This is a genomic window from Brevibacillus sp. TJ4, assembly GCF_044627595.2.
GTDB lineage: Bacteria > Bacillota > Bacilli > Brevibacillales > Brevibacillaceae > Brevibacillus.
Genome location: NZ_CP185865.1, coordinates 1,570,002 through 1,584,196 on the forward strand (window position 1 = coordinate 1,570,002; position 14,195 = coordinate 1,584,196).

At 56.4% G+C, this 14,195-nt stretch carries 14 protein-coding genes; all 14 read left to right on the forward strand.

Features of this window, described 5'->3' with window-relative positions:
- The first annotated feature begins 13 nt into the window (after positions 1-13).
- The 14 genes from iolD (at position 14) to ACAF76_RS07580 (ending at position 14,176) form a co-directional block, all read left to right on the forward strand.
- Complete coding sequence (iolD, locus tag ACAF76_RS07515; RefSeq protein WP_400163310.1) at positions 14-1,948, forward strand: 3D-(3,5/4)-trihydroxycyclohexane-1,2-dione acylhydrolase (decyclizing); 1,935 nt, start codon at positions 14-16, stop codon at positions 1,946-1,948.
- A 25-nt stretch (positions 1,949-1,973) separates the two neighbouring features.
- Positions 1,974-2,912 carry a myo-inosose-2 dehydratase gene (gene iolE / locus ACAF76_RS07520; protein WP_400163311.1) on the forward strand — a complete coding sequence of 313 codons (939 nt, stop codon included), beginning with the start codon at positions 1,974-1,976 and terminating at the stop codon, positions 2,910-2,912.
- Complete coding sequence (gene iolB, locus ACAF76_RS07525; RefSeq protein WP_400163312.1) at positions 2,909-3,730, forward strand: 5-deoxy-glucuronate isomerase; 822 nt, start codon at positions 2,909-2,911, stop codon at positions 3,728-3,730. The genes iolE and iolB overlap by 4 nt, the downstream gene beginning before the upstream one ends.
- A gap of 16 nt (positions 3,731-3,746) precedes the next feature.
- Positions 3,747-4,736, forward strand: coding sequence for a 5-dehydro-2-deoxygluconokinase (gene iolC / locus ACAF76_RS07530; protein ID WP_400163313.1), 990 nt, complete (start codon positions 3,747-3,749; stop codon positions 4,734-4,736).
- 118 nt (positions 4,737-4,854) lie between these two features.
- Positions 4,855-5,181, forward strand: a complete 327-nt coding sequence (locus ACAF76_RS07535) for a YnfA family protein (RefSeq protein WP_400163314.1) — start codon at positions 4,855-4,857, stop codon at positions 5,179-5,181.
- 201 nt (positions 5,182-5,382) lie between these two features.
- Positions 5,383-6,339, forward strand: a complete 957-nt coding sequence (locus tag ACAF76_RS07540) for a fumarylacetoacetate hydrolase family protein (protein WP_400163315.1) — start codon at positions 5,383-5,385, stop codon at positions 6,337-6,339.
- 44 nt (positions 6,340-6,383) lie between these two features.
- On the forward strand, positions 6,384-7,091 hold the full coding sequence (locus ACAF76_RS07545; RefSeq protein ID WP_400163316.1) for an alpha/beta fold hydrolase: 708 nt from the start codon (positions 6,384-6,386) through the stop codon (positions 7,089-7,091).
- 14 nt (positions 7,092-7,105) lie between these two features.
- Positions 7,106-8,428: an MFS transporter gene (locus ACAF76_RS07550; protein ID WP_400163317.1), complete on the forward strand. Its 1,323-nt coding sequence runs from the start codon at positions 7,106-7,108 to the stop codon at positions 8,426-8,428.
- Between the two features lie 60 nt (positions 8,429-8,488).
- The gene (locus ACAF76_RS07555) at positions 8,489-9,283 is read left to right on the forward strand and encodes an enoyl-CoA hydratase/isomerase family protein (RefSeq protein ID WP_400163318.1); all 795 of its coding nucleotides are present in this window, start codon (positions 8,489-8,491) and stop codon (positions 9,281-9,283) included.
- Between the two features lie 3 nt (positions 9,284-9,286).
- Positions 9,287-9,835 carry an NADPH-dependent FMN reductase gene (locus ACAF76_RS07560; RefSeq protein WP_400163319.1) on the forward strand — a complete coding sequence of 183 codons (549 nt, stop codon included), beginning with the start codon at positions 9,287-9,289 and terminating at the stop codon, positions 9,833-9,835.
- A 114-nt stretch (positions 9,836-9,949) separates the two neighbouring features.
- Positions 9,950-10,828, forward strand: a complete 879-nt coding sequence (locus ACAF76_RS07565; RefSeq protein WP_400163320.1) for a VOC family protein — start codon at positions 9,950-9,952, stop codon at positions 10,826-10,828.
- Between the two features lie 43 nt (positions 10,829-10,871).
- Positions 10,872-12,248 (forward strand): amidohydrolase family protein, encoded by a 1,377-nt coding sequence (locus ACAF76_RS07570; protein WP_400163321.1) that lies wholly within the window; start codon positions 10,872-10,874, stop codon positions 12,246-12,248.
- 36 nt (positions 12,249-12,284) lie between these two features.
- Positions 12,285-12,437, forward strand: coding sequence for a hypothetical protein (locus ACAF76_RS07575; RefSeq protein WP_400163322.1), 153 nt, complete (start codon positions 12,285-12,287; stop codon positions 12,435-12,437).
- A gap of 260 nt (positions 12,438-12,697) precedes the next feature.
- Entirely contained in the window at positions 12,698-14,176 is a 1,479-nt protein-coding gene (locus ACAF76_RS07580; RefSeq protein ID WP_400163323.1) for an aldehyde dehydrogenase family protein, read from the forward strand.
- Positions 14,177-14,195: the final 19 nt, after the last annotated feature.

A 14,195-nucleotide genomic window follows, 5' to 3' on the forward strand; every position in this document is an offset into this window, starting at 1 on the left:
GGGAGACAGCGCAATGAAGACGGTGAGAATGACGGTGGCGCAAGCACTGGTTCGCTTTTTGAATCAGCAGTACGTGGAATTTGACGGCAAGCAGCAGAGGTTCGTAAAAGGCATCTTCACTATTTTTGGCCATGGCAACGTGCTGGGACTCGGACAAGCGCTGGAGGAAGATGCCGGAGAGCTGGAAGTGTACCAGGGGCGCAATGAGCAGGGCATGGCCCAGGCAGCGGTCGCCTTTGCCAAGCAGAAGCACCGCAAGCAAATCTTTGCCTGCACCTCGTCTGTAGGGCCGGGCGCAGCGAATATGGTGACGGCTGCGGCGACAGCGACAGCGAACAACATTCCGGTGCTGCTTTTGCCGGGGGACACGTTTGCCACCCGGCAGCCTGATCCGGTTTTGCAGCAGGTGGAGCACTGCCACGATCTGACGATTACGACCAATGACGCGTTTCGCGCGGTGAGCAAGTACTGGGATCGGGTGAATCGCCCGGAGCAGCTGATGACGGCGATGATCCAGGCGATGCGCGTGCTGTCTGATCCGGCTGATACCGGGGCGGTGACGATTGCTCTGCCGCAGGATGTGCAGGCGGAGGCGTACGATTTTCCCGAAACCTTTTTCCAAAAGCGCGTCCATCGCATCGAACGGCGCCTTCCGCTCCCGCTGGAGCTGCAGGAGGCTGTCGAGTTGCTCAGGCAAAAGAAAAAGCCGCTGATCATTTGCGGCGGAGGGGTGCGCTACTCTGAGGCAGGGGAAGTGCTGCGCCGTTTTTCCGAGAAGTTTCACATCCCGTACGGCGAGACGCAGGCGGGCAAAAGCGCCATCGAAAGCAGCCATGCCTACAACCTGGGAGGAATCGGCGTGACCGGCAATTTGGCAGCAAATCGGATCGCCAAAGAGGCTGATGTCGTGATCGGGATCGGCACCCGCTACACCGATTTTACGACCGCCTCGAAACGGCTGTTTCAGCATCCGGAGGTGGAATTTGTGACGATCAACGTGTCCGCCTATCACGCCAGCAAGCTCGATGCGATAAGGATCGTGGCCGATGCCAAGCTGGCTTTGCTGGCGCTGGAAAAAGAACTGGAGGCAATCGGCTATCGGGCGGGTTACACGGATGAGATCGAACAGGCGAAGGCGGCATGGGGTGCGGAGCTCAAACGGCTGCGCCAGATTCGCTACCAGCCGGACGGCTTTTTGCCGGAGGTGCAGGGACAGCGCGACGAAGCCCTGCCTGAATTCGTGGAGACGTACCAGTCCCAGCTGACCCAGACGGAAGTAATCGGGGAGATCAACCGCCTGATCGACGAGGAGGCGGTGATCGTTGGCGCCTCCGGCAGCCTGCCAGGCGACTTGCAGCGCATGTGGGAGTCCAGCCGGCCCAACACCTACCATATGGAGTACGGTTATTCGTGCATGGGCTACGAGATTTCCGGCGCTTTTGGCGTCAAGCTGGCAGAGCCGGACAAAGAAGTCTACGCCATGGTCGGAGACGGCAGCTATTTGATGCTGCATTCCGAATTGATCACCAGTTTGCAGGAAGGAAAAAAAATCAATGTCCTGCTGTTTGACAACGCTTCTTTTGGCTGTATCAACAATCTGCAAATGGGCAACGGAATGGGCAGCTTCGGCACGGAGTTCCGCTACCGCAACCCGCAGAGCGGACAACTGGACGGCGCCTTGATGAAAATCGACTTCGCCCAGAGCGCCGCAGGCTACGGCGTGAAGACGTACCGGGTGACGACGGCCGAGGAGCTCGCAGCGGCGCTAGCGGACGCGAAAAAGCAGACGACGAGCACCTTGCTCGACATCAAGGTGCTGCCGAAGACGATGACGAACGGCTACGAATCGTGGTGGCATGTCGGAATCGCCGCTGTCTCCGGCAATCCCAAGGTAGCTAAGGCTCATGTTGAAAAAGAGAAGGAATTGCAGCAGGCGAGAAAATACTGATCCGGGAGTGGGGAGGCAGACAAGGATGAAGCAGACGTACAATTGCCAGATCGGAATCGCTCCGATCAGCTGGGTAAACGACGACATTCCCGGACTGGGTGATCACTACACCCAGGACCAGGTGCTGCAGGAGATGGCCGAGCTCGGCTACGTCTCCACAGAGATGGGGCGGCTGTTCATGCAGGACCCGCCCCGTTTGAAAGCAAAGCTGGAGCAGTACGGCATCCGGTTGGCCAGCAAGTTTGTGGGGACGCTGTTTTCCGATCCGGATCGGCTGGACAGCGAGTTGCACGCCTTCGCCCAGTGGGTCGCCTACCTCAACGAGATGGGCAGCAAGCACGTGATCGCATGCGAGATGGGCGGCTCGATGCACTGGGACCCGCGCCGTGCTCCGGGGGAGAAGACGGTGGAAAAGCTGACGGAAGCAGGCTGGGCCTCGCTCGCCGAGGGATTGCACCGGGCCGCCAAACTCTGCCAGGAGCAGGGGATGCGGCTCGTCTACCACTACCACGCCGGTACGGTCGTGGAGACGGCAGCGGAAGTCGACCGGTTGATGGAGCTGACCGACCCGGCTCTCGTCCACCTTTTGTACGACACCGGACATGCGCTGTACGGAGGCTACGACCCGTTGCAGCTTTTGGACAAATACGCCGAGCGAATCGCCTACGTCCACGTCAAGGACGTCCGCGCCGAAGTGCTGCAGCAGGTCAGGCAGGAGCAGCTCGATTTTCGCAGCGCTGTGCTGCGCGGGCTGTTTACAGTGCCGGGCGACGGCTGCATCGACTTTGCGCCGATTTTTCGCAAGCTCAAGGAAATGCACTACGACGGCTGGATCATCGTCGAAGCGGAGCAAGACCCGGCGATCGCGCATCCTTACACCTACGCCCAGAAGGCAAAAGCGTATCTGGATGCAACGATCGAGGCAGTCTATCGAACCGGTCAGGAAAGGGAGGCAGGAACATGAGCAAGCTGGTAGCCAAAAGCAACACCCCGGACCACGAAGGAAACGTGCTGCGCATTACGCCGGAATCGGCGGGCTGGACGTATGTCGGATTTGAGGTGTACACGCTGCAAGCCGGGCAGCGGCTGCACAGGCAGACGGGCGAGCAGGAGGCATGCGTAGTGCTGCTGAGCGGAAAAGCGTCGGTCATTACCCGACACACCGGGTGGGAGGCGATCGGACAGCGGCTGGACGTGTTTGAAAAAATCCCGCCTTACTCCGTCTACGTACCGGCTGCCGATTTCTACGAGATCGAGGCGTTGACAGCAGTCGAGCTGGCGGTCTGCACGGCTCCCGGCAAGGGGAGGAGGGACGCCCGCCTGATCGCACCGGAAGCGGTCGGAATCGAACGGCGGGGAGCGGGAAACATCGAGCGCCTCGTGCACAACATTTTGCCCGAGGACCAACCGGCGGACAGCTTGCTGGTCGTCGAGGTGTTTACCCCAGAGGGCAACTGGTCGAGCTACCCTCCGCACAAGCACGACGTGGAAAATTTGCCTCACGAATCGTTCCTGGAGGAGACGTATTACCATAAAATCAACGACCCGCGCGGATTTGCCCTGCAGCGTGTGTACACGGACGACCGCTCGCTGGACGAGACGATCCTCGTCAAAAGCGGCGATGCAGTCCTCGTGCCACGCGGCTACCATCCGGTGTCGGCACCGCCCGGATACGAGCTGTACTACCTGAACGTCATGGCAGGGCCAGTCCGCACCTGGAAGTTTGCCAACGACCCGGACCACGCCTGGGTCATGGAGCACAAACTGGCTGCCAGGAGATGAGAGGAGGGGGGCATCGATGAGCCCAGTAGCCTTTGACCACAGCAAACCGATTGATCTGATCGCCATCGGCAGGCTGTGCATCGATTTGAATGCAAACGAGACGAACCGTCCGATGGAAGAGACGATGACCTTTACCAAATACGTGGGTGGTTCTCCGGCCAATATCGCGATCGGACTGTCCCGCCTGGGGATGAAAACCGGCTTTATCGGCCGCGTGGCAGACGATCAGATGGGGCGTTTTATCACCCGGTACCTGCACCAAAACGGGATCGATACGACAGGCGTGATCACCGACCGCACAGGAAGCGTGACCGGGCTTGCCTTTACCGAGATCAAAAGTCCGGAAGAATGCAGCATTTTGATGTACCGCGACAATGTCGCTGACCTGAAGCTGGCGCCGACGGACATCGCGGAGTCGTACATCCTGCAGGCCAAGGCGATCCTGCTGTCGGGTACGGCCTTGGCGAAAAGCCCGTCGCGGGAAGCGGCGTTTCTGGCTCTGGAATATGCGCGCAGACATGGCGTCACAGTGATCTTCGACATCGACTACCGCCCCTACACCTGGACGTCACCGGAGGAAACGGCGATTTACTACAACCTGGCTGCGGAAAAATGCGACGTCATTTTCGGGACGCGGGAAGAGTTCGACCTGATGGAGAGCTTCGATGCGATCGCAGAGCCGGATGACCAGCGTACGGCGGAAAAATGGTTTCGCTGTCACGCCAAGCTCGTCCTGATCAAGCACGGAAAAGAAGGTTCCTTCGCGTACACCAGGGAAGGAGAGCGACTGCGGGGCAGCGTCTTTCCCGCCAAGGTGGTCAAGACATTCGGAGCAGGAGATTCGTACGCGGCGGCAGTCATCTACGGCTTGATGCAAGGCTGGGAGCTTTCCCGCTGCCTGGAATACGGTGCCGCTGCTGCTGCCATCGTCATTTCCTCGCATAGCTGCTCGGATGCAATGCCGACTGTCGCCGAGATCGAGCGTGTGATCGAGCGCGGAAGATAGGTTGTTTTACTGAAGCGAAGCAATCTGATCGGAAGAAAGTGGTATAATGTGCCATGCGCCTTTTGCGTGGCACTTTTTTTGTTTATCGGACAATTGGAAGAAGTGGAGGTGTCGGCTGATGCTGACAGCGATCGTATTGTTTATTGTCGCAGGTCTGGCGGAAATCGGCGGCGGCTATCTGGTCTGGCTTTGGCTGCGGGAATCAAAGTCGTACTGGTACGGCATCTGGGGCGGATTGATCCTCGTGTTGTACGGCATTATCCCAACGCTGCAAAACTTTCCTTCCTTCGGGCGGGTCTACGCTGCGTACGGCGGTGTGTTTGTCGTCCTGGCTGTACTGTGGGGCTGGTGGGTGGATAAAAAAGTACCCGATCTGTATGACTGGCTGGGGGCGGCGATCTGCATCGTCGGCGTTTCGGTGATGCTCTGGGCGCCTCGCACATGAAGACAAAGGCCGATTTGCAAAAAGGAACTTGCTGATTTCTTCGTTGAGGTGGGCAGGTTCCTTTTTGTCTAGCTGCAAGCGAAAAAGACAGAAAATTTGAAATCGAAAATCAAATAACCTTGACTTCTCAAAATTATCATATAATATTATTTATAATAAATCGTAACACCCATTTTCATCCAGTCAGGAGGGAATTGATTCATGGGAATTCGTCTGGCCCGATTTGTCTACCAGGGAAATGTACATTGGGGAATTGTCCAGCAGGACGCGCTGTATCCGATCGACGGAACGTATCACTCGTTAGCTGATGTGCTGCAAGCAGGCGCAGGGGAGATTCTCGGCAAAGCGGATGCCGCAAAAGCCGTATCCCTGGAGGAGGTCCGCTTCGTCAGCCCGATCACGCAGCCGGCGCGCATCGTCTGCCAGGGGGCGAACTACGCCCAGCACCGGGCGGAAGCGGGGATGAAGCCGACGCGAGCGCCGTTTAACCTCATTTTTACAAAGCCGGACAGCTCGCTCGCCGGTGCGAACGACGACATCCAGCTCCCATCCCACGTAAAGCTGCTTGACTACGAGATTGAGCTTGGTCTCGTGATGAGAAAGCAGATTCGCGGTCCCGTTCAGGTGACAGCAGACAATTTGCACGAGTACGTCGCAGGTCTGGTGATCACCAATGACGTCTCCGCGAGGGATGTGCAATTCATCGAGGGACAGTGGTTTAAAGGGAAAAGCTACCGTACCTTCTGCCCGGCCGGTCCATATTTTTACTGGCTCGATCCCGAAGAGGCGGCGCAGATTCACAACCTCGACCTGAAGCTGTGGGTCAACGGCGAGCTGCGGCAATCCGCCAATACCGAGCAATTGCTGTACAAACCGGAAGAAACGGTAGAAGAATTGTCGGCCATGATGGACTTTGACCCGGGAGATCTTTTGCTGACGGGCACACCCGGCGGGGTCGCGCTGAAGCTGACCGGCGAACAGTTGGAGCAGTTGACCAGTCCGTTTCTTGCCGCCGACAAAAAGCGCGAGCTCATCCTCGAATGTCAGGCGACAAACACAAATTACCTGAAAGACGGCGACATGATCCGTTGCGAAATCAAAAGCCCGGACGGTCGCATCGATCTCGGCACCCAGGAAAACCGCGTCGTTTCCGTGTAAAAGCAAGAGCAGTTGACTTTGCGAACAAAGAGGGAGGGATGAGGATGAGCGGTGCCGAGGAGATTACGCTTCTTTTTTTGCCGGGAGCGGGCGGGACAGCTTCCAAATGGAGAAGGGTAAAGGAACGAGTGCAGCAGTACCGCTGCGTGTTCGCGGATTTGCCAGGTCACGGCTCGAATGAAACGCCGCCTTGCCCGACTGTCGCGGACTATGCGGAGTCGCTCAAGTCGTTGATTGTAGGCAAGACGATCGTGATCGGACATTCGATGGGCGGGCTGATCGGCTTGGAGCTGGCAGCGACTCATCCGGATGTGGTTGGACTGGTGCTGGCGGCCAGTCATTATCGTCTGCCTGTCGACTCCAAAGTGTTCGACAAGCTGGAGGGCGGCGTATTTCCCAACGGTTTGTTTTACGCCTCCTACAGCAAGCAGGTCGACCCGCAGCTATTGGAGGAGGAGCGAAGCGAGCTGCAACTGGTGCCGCTGGAGACGACGCTTCTCGATTATCGCTGCTGCGATGCGTACGAAAAAGGGAAGCAGCGGCTGGCCGATTTTGAAAAACCGCTGCTTGCCATCTACGGGCAAGACGACCGGATGCTTCCCGCGGATGCCCGGGATGATTTGCAGGCACTCGTTCCCCAGGCAGCGAGCAGCGTGATCCCGGATGCGGGTCACTACGTGATGCTCGAGGCCGCAGATCGTTTTGCAAGCGCTTTGCTACCGTTCGTGCAACAAATACGAAACCGGCAATGAAAGGATGGTTTTCGATGGCAGGCACGTATCGTTACTGGATTTTATCCATGATCATGTTTATGATGATGATCAATTTTATCGACCGCGGTGCGATCTCCTACGCCCAAGCCGCGATCATCAGCGAATTTCAGCTCGATGTCCAGTCCTGGGGACAGGTCCTCGGCTTTTTCGGCTACGGCTACATGGTCGGCGGCCTGCTGGGCGGTCTGCTGTCCGACTTGAAAGGACCCAAATACGTCTGGGTGCTGGCAGGAGCCGGATGGTCGATTTTTGCGATTGCTACGGCATTTGCGGGCGATATTGGCGTCGCGCTGTTCAGCGGATCGGCACTGGCTGGCTTTGCCGTCATTCGCATCATGTTCGGACTGTTTGAGGCGCCGGTCTTTTCGGCCAACAATCGGATCATTGCCAACTGGGTAGCCCCGGCTGAACGCGGGTTTTGTTCATCGCTGCTCCTCGTCGGTCCGCCGATCGGGTCCCTGCTCACCGCGCCGATTTCGGTTGCCCTGCTGTACTTTTTCGACTGGCGGATGATGTTCGTGATCCTCGGTGTGATCGGGCTGATCTGGGTCTTCTTCTTCAACCGGATGTTCACGAATCGCCCGGAGGACCATCCGAAAGTATCAGCAGCCGAGCTGCAAGCGATCCGCACGCGGGAAGGGCTGTTGGCCACAGAAGTGACGCTGGAGGAATCCGAGAAAAAGAAAGCGACCTTTCTCGATTTTTTCAAAAACCCTACATTGCTCTGCAACACGATCAGCTTTTTTGCCTTCCAGTACGTCAATTTCATGCTGCTGCTGTGGACGCCGAAGTATTTGCAGGACGTGTATCACTTCGAACTGTCTTCGCTCTGGTACCTCGGCATGATTCCCTGGATCGGTCCGTGCTTCACCGTTCTTCTGGGCGGAAAAATCTCCGACTACTTGCGAAAAAAGACAGGCAGTTTGCGCATTGCCAGACCGGGTGTGATCATTACCTCGCTGCTGCTGACGTCGATTTGCTTCCTGCTGATTCCGACGGTGGACAGCGTCGCCATGGTGATGCTCTTGATCGCGGTCGGAAACTCGTTCAACTTTATCACGAACTCGATTTTCTGGACGATCATCGTCGATACCGAACCGGCGAAAGTCGGCACCTTTAGCGGCATCACCCATTTTATCGTCAATATCGCCACAGTGACGGCTCCGGTCTTGACGGGCAGCCTGGTCGCCTTGTACGGGTATTCCGCGATGTTTCTCGGAGCGGCAGTCGCGGCCTTCGTCGGTGTCGTCGCGATGATCTTCGTCAAGCCGGGCAGACAAACGCCTGTCACGCCTGGGCACAATCCGAGCGTGTGATCGCTTGCTGCTCTGCCAGCAGATCGCGTGTGTAACCTGGGAAGGGGGAGGGAGAAGAGCATGAGAGTGAACATTAGCCGGGTACCTGACGGCAAAATTACGCTGCAGCAGACCTCCAAGGTAGCGATCGTCACGATCAATCGGCCGGCTGCGCGAAATGCGCTGACGACGAACATGTGGAGAGAGATGGCACGCATGGCGGCGGAGATACGTTTGAATCCGAAAATGAAGGTGGTCATCCTCAGGGGAGTGCCCGAAAATTTCTCCGCAGGCTCCGACATTAAAGAATTTTGCGAGATGAGCGTGGACGAAGCGAACGAAGCGTTCCGGCAGATGGAGAAAGCGATCTGCGCCTTTGAAGAGCTCGCTATCCCGGTGATTGGCGCGATCGACGGACCTGCGGCGGGAGCGGGATTCATCCTGGCGTTGGCTTGTGATCTGCGTATCGGGACGAAGCACGCGAAGATGGGGATTCCCGTCGGACGGCTGGGGATTACAGTCGGTCCTTCCTTCATGCGGCGAATCATTCGTCTCACTGGCCCGAGCAAGGCGAAGAGTCTCGTCTATTTGGGTGAAATGCTCAGCGCCGACGATGCCTATCGGAGCGGACTTTTGAATAGGCTGGTAGAACCAGAGGAATTGCATCAGCATGTCCTGGACCTGGCCGAAACGATCATGCAGCAGTCCAAAGCATCGCTGTTGTCTGTAAAAAAAGCAGCAGCACTTTGTGAGTGGAGGGAGGAGAGGGACTGGAACTATGTCGATCCGATCGACTTTCCGGAAGGCTGCCTGGCGTTTGTCGAAAAACGCAAGCCGAATTTCCAGGATGCGATAACAGAGGAGAAGGAGAGATGAACGGTGAAAATCGCCGCGATCGTCGGCAGTCTGCGCAAGGATTCCTACAATGTGCAGCTGGTCGCTACGATGCAGGAGAGGTACAGCCAGCAATGGGACATTCGCCTGGTGCCAATCGCTGATCTTCCACACTACGACCAGGACCAAGAGGAGGAGCCGCCGGAGGAAGTGCTGCGTGTCAAACGGCAGATCGCCGAATCGGACGGTGTGCTGATCGCTACGCCGGAGTTCAACTGGTCGATTCCCGGCGCACTCAAAAACGCGCTCGACTGGATGTCCCGCAAAGACAAGGTGCTGACCAACAAGCCGGTGATGATCGTCGGAGCTTCGACGGGGATGATGGGGACGATCCGTGCGCAACTGCATTTGCGGCAAATCCTGTCGAGTCCGGGAATGGCTGCACGCGTATTGCCGCCCAACGGCAATGAAGTGCTGATTGCGATGGCCGAGCAAAAATTTCGCGACGGGAAGCTGCAGGATGAGGCGACCTTGCTCTTTTTGGACCAGGTGACAGATCGTTTTGCGGAGCTTATTACAACGACTCGATGGTAGAACAGTTGTCGAACAGGGAGACAGACTGCAAATTATCGAAATATTCCGTTGACTGTAGCATTTTATGGTCATATCATAATATTAAATGATGGTTTCGTGAAGGGAGAGGGGTACATGATCCACATTTTCAGACTCGGCTATGTCGGTTTTTCCGTCAGGGACATGGAAGCGATGATGCATTACTATTCCCAGGTCATGGGGTTTACCTTGATCGAGCGGGCAAATGATGGAAGCGCTTACTTTAGCGGTTCTACGGACCATCACAACATCGTACTGACGCCATCCGATACTCCCGGCCTGCATCGTTTCGGATTGCAGTTCAGCCCTGAAGTGAGCATGAAGGAAGCAGCGGCGGCATTGCGAGAGATCGGCATACAGACCCAGCTCAAAACAGACCCCGAACCAGGCGTGCCGGAACTGCTCGAGTTCACCGACCCCGACGGCTACCTCGTGCAGCTCTACTCCCGGATGAGCATGGCGGCTCCGGGGTTCAAGCAGACGGGAATCGCCCCGAACAAGATCGGACATCTGGCGATCAGGGTGGAGAGCGCGCAGCGATCGGTTGAATTTTATCAGCGGCTGGGCTTTATCAACACGGATTGGATCGAAGACTTCTTCGGATTTACGACTTGCAATTCCGATCATCACGTCCTCAATTTCGCCCAGTCGGATCATAAAGGTCTGCATCATCTCGCCTTTGAATTGCGCGATTACAGCCATCAGACGAGGAGCATGGACGAATTGGGCAAGCATCGCATCCCGATCCTGTGGGGGCCATCCCGCCACGGCGCCGGACACAACATCGCCACCTACCACTACGATCCCGAGCAGAACATGATTGAACTTTTTACCGACGCCGACCGCTATATCAAAGAGCTTGACTGCTTCGAGCCGAGACCATGGCACCGGGATTGCCCGCAAAAGCCGAAAGTATGGAACGCCGACGAGTGTATTTCCCAGTGGGGAACCGCCTTCGAGAAAGCTCTTGTGTAGTTCGCGAGCTGGCCGAAATAACCAAGAAGAGGAGATGTGTGGGATGAACCGCAAGCTGCTGATTCAAAACGGTTGTGTGCTGACACTCGACAAGACTGTAGGCAATTTTAAACAGGCGGATATTCTCATCGAGGGAAACAAGATCGTCGCCATCGGACCGCAGATTGCCGCATCGGATTGCGAAGTGATCGACGCCTCGGACATGATCGTCATGCCTGGCCTGGTGGATACGCACCGCCACACCTGGGAGTCGCTCGTCCGCAACGTAGGAGCTGACTGGTCCCTGACGACTTATCTGCAAAACATTTACTTCGGCAACATCGGCAGTCTTCTGCGCCCGCAGGACGGCTACGTGGGCAATCTGCTTGGTGCGCTCGAAGCGCTCGACGCAGGCGTGACGACGATACTGGACTGGTCGATGACGATTTCGCCAGAGCATGCCGATGAATTGATCCGTGGTCTGCAGGACGCCGGATGTCGGGCTGTTTTTGCCCACGGCATTCCCGGGGATGCGGATTACTGGTCGAGAGAAAGCGAAAAAAGGCATTCCGAAGACAGCCGGCGGATTAAGACACAGTATTTTTCGTCCGACGACCAACTGCTGACGATGGGCCTTGCCATCCGCGGACCGGAGTTCAGCTCCTGGGAAGCGGCGGTCGATGACATTCGGCTGGCCCGCGAGCTCGACGCGATCTGCTCCATCCACCTCGGCTTTGGAAACTGGGGGTCTGTGGACCGCTCGATCGAAAAATTGCACGCTGCTGGACTGCTCGGTCCGGACATCAATATTGTGCATGCCAATACATTGAGCTACGGCGAATTCAAACTGATGGCAGATACGGGCACGTCCATCTCGGTCACCCCCGAAATCGAGATGATGATGGGGCATGGCTATCCGGCTACCGGCTTCTTCGTGGAAAACGGTGGACGCCCCGCGCTTGGCGTCGATGTCGTCACGTCGACGGGCGGAGACATGTTCGCCCAGATGAAGTTTGCGCTGCAAGCAGAACGGTCGCGCATCAATGAAAACATCCTGTCTCGCAAGGAAATGCCCCTCGAACTGCATCTGTCGTCGCGCGACATCCTGGAGTTTGCGACGATCGACGGAGCCCGCGCGCTCGGTCTGGATCATAAAATCGGCACTCTGACCCCCGGCAAAGAAGCCGACCTGATCATGCTTCGGACGACCGATCTCAACATGTTCCCGGTCAACGATCCGATCGGCACCGTCGTCCAATGTGCGCACACCGGCAATGTCGATTCCGTATTCGTCGCCGGAAAAGCCGTAAAGCGCAACGGAAAGATGCTGCACGTCGACCTTGCCCACCTGCGAAAACAAGCGAACGAATCCCGCGATTATATCTTTTCCCGCTACGGGGTGCCAAAAGGCTGCTGGCCCTTGAGCGAGTCGCTGGTGTGAATCGAGTGCATCGACAAAAAGGGAGGTACGCGAAGCATGAAAAAAGAAACGGAAAAACCGCCCTATTACGACGGGAGCGCGACTTTGCAGCCGTGGCCCGATGACAGTGTGCAAATCATCGTAAAACCGCAAACAGACAGTGTGTTTGACGGCATCCCGTATTTTCCCTGCCAGCACGAGACGAGGTAAAATAGGCAATCAGCGAGGAGAGTGAAACAGTTCACTCTCCTGTTTGTATTTTTCAGTCTGAATTGGTAGAAAATTTTGTACTTTCCCGTTGACAGGCCAATCGACTGCCGCGTATACTTGAATCACAACAAAATAGTTAAACAATATTGACTTCAATATTGTTTGGTAAGTGCGCATACTGGATTTTTTACCTGAAAATATGAATGCGCTTTCTTTATGGTTGTTTCGATTGATTCCGAGAGGGAGAGGGGAAGGTTGTAATGGAGCAAAAACCGCTGCTCGTCCACGCCATCATCAACGGCGAAAAAGTCACGTCCGGAAAGCAGTACCCCCGCGAAAATCCGGCGAATCCATCAGAGGTCGTAGGCTACGCCCCGATCAACACCAGGGAAGAGGCGAAGGCTGCGATTGATGCCGCTGCGGACGCGTTTCGCACATGGTCAAAAACTTCTCTGGACGAGCGCATCGAACGGATGCGACGGGCCATCCAGAAGCTGAGGGATGGCGCGCCGGAAATAGCCGAGCTTTTATCCCGCGAGCACGGCAAGCCGCTATATGATGCGCAAGGCGAAATCTTCGTCTCCATCATGTGGATGGAACACGCTTGCAGTATCGTCAAATCGGTTTTGCAGGAAAAAGTACAGGAGCACGATCACGGTAAAACGATTGTCAGCTATGACCCGATGGGAGTCGTATCGGCCATTTTCCCCTGGAACTACCCGATTTCGCTCTCCACGATCAAAATTGCTCCCGCTGTTTTGACCGGAAATACGATTGTGCTCAAGCCAAGCCCATTCGCTCCACTCGCGGTCAGCCAGGTGATCGAATGGATCGCGGAAGAATTCCCGCCGGGTGTTGTCAACATGGTGCACGGGGAAACGGACGTCGGTATCGAGCTTACAACCAATCCCAAGGTGGCGAAAATTGCCTTTACGGGCGGCACCGAGACGGGCAAGCACATCATGCAGGCGGCATCAGCTACGATCAAGAAGGTGACGCTGGAACTGGGCGGAAACGACGCCGCGATCTTCCTGCCGTCCTTTGACGTAAACGACAAACAGGCGATGCGGCGAATCGTCATCTCCAACTTTCTCAACAACGGGCAGATTTGCATGATTGCCAAGCGGATGTACGTCCACCGCTCGATTTACCCGGCGTTCGTGGAGAAGTACAAAGAAGCAGCCAACCAATGGATTCGCATCGGCAGCCCGCTGAATCCGTCCGTGACGATGGGGCCGGTGAACAACCTGGCGCAGCTCAATTTCGTCAAAAGCCTGATCGGTGACGCCATCAACGAGGGCGCAGAAGTCATTGCGCTAGGCCAGATTCTCGAACCGGATACGTTTGAGAATGGCTACTTTATCCAGCCGACCCTGGTGCTGAACGCCGGGTACGAAAGTCGCATTGTCGCAGAGGAGCAGTTTGGTCCTACGGTGCCGGTACTGCCCTACGATGATGAAGACCAGGTTATTTCGCTGGTAAACGACAGCATATACGGGCTTACCAGCTCCGTCTGGGGAGAGCAGGAGCATGCGGTCTGCGTGGCGCGACGCATCGAGGCGGGCACGACGATGATCAATACCGCCGCGATTATGGGATTGGACGTACGCTTTCCGTTTGGCGGGGTGAAACAGTCGGGAATCGGACGCGAATACGGCGAAGAGGGACTGTTGGGCTATGTCGAAACGCATGTCATAAATGTGCCCACCATATTGGATCTGCCGCATATCCCGGACTGACCGACATAAGTATTTAGTA

Bases quoted from the DNA above. Each gene is read 5' to 3' on its own strand.
- iolD (WP_400163310.1), top strand. From the start codon at position 14: ATGAAGACGGTGAGAATGACGGTGGCGCAAGCACTGGTTCGCTTTTTG.
- iolE (WP_400163311.1), top strand. From the start codon at position 1,974: ATGAAGCAGACGTACAATTGCCAGATCGGAATCGCTCCGATCAGCTGG.
- iolB (WP_400163312.1), top strand. From the start codon at position 2,909: ATGAGCAAGCTGGTAGCCAAAAGCAACACCCCGGACCACGAAGGAAAC.
- iolC (WP_400163313.1), top strand. From the start codon at position 3,747: ATGAGCCCAGTAGCCTTTGACCACAGCAAACCGATTGATCTGATCGCC.
- ACAF76_RS07535 (WP_400163314.1), top strand. From the start codon at position 4,855: ATGCTGACAGCGATCGTATTGTTTATTGTCGCAGGTCTGGCGGAAATC.
- ACAF76_RS07540 (WP_400163315.1), top strand. From the start codon at position 5,383: ATGGGAATTCGTCTGGCCCGATTTGTCTACCAGGGAAATGTACATTGG.
- ACAF76_RS07545 (WP_400163316.1), top strand. From the start codon at position 6,384: ATGAGCGGTGCCGAGGAGATTACGCTTCTTTTTTTGCCGGGAGCGGGC.
- ACAF76_RS07550 (WP_400163317.1), top strand. From the start codon at position 7,106: ATGGCAGGCACGTATCGTTACTGGATTTTATCCATGATCATGTTTATG.
- ACAF76_RS07555 (WP_400163318.1), top strand. From the start codon at position 8,489: ATGAGAGTGAACATTAGCCGGGTACCTGACGGCAAAATTACGCTGCAG.
- ACAF76_RS07565 (WP_400163320.1), top strand. From the start codon at position 9,950: ATGATCCACATTTTCAGACTCGGCTATGTCGGTTTTTCCGTCAGGGAC.
- ACAF76_RS07570 (WP_400163321.1), top strand. From the start codon at position 10,872: ATGAACCGCAAGCTGCTGATTCAAAACGGTTGTGTGCTGACACTCGAC.
- ACAF76_RS07575 (WP_400163322.1), top strand. From the start codon at position 12,285: ATGAAAAAAGAAACGGAAAAACCGCCCTATTACGACGGGAGCGCGACT.
- ACAF76_RS07580 (WP_400163323.1), top strand. From the start codon at position 12,698: ATGGAGCAAAAACCGCTGCTCGTCCACGCCATCATCAACGGCGAAAAA.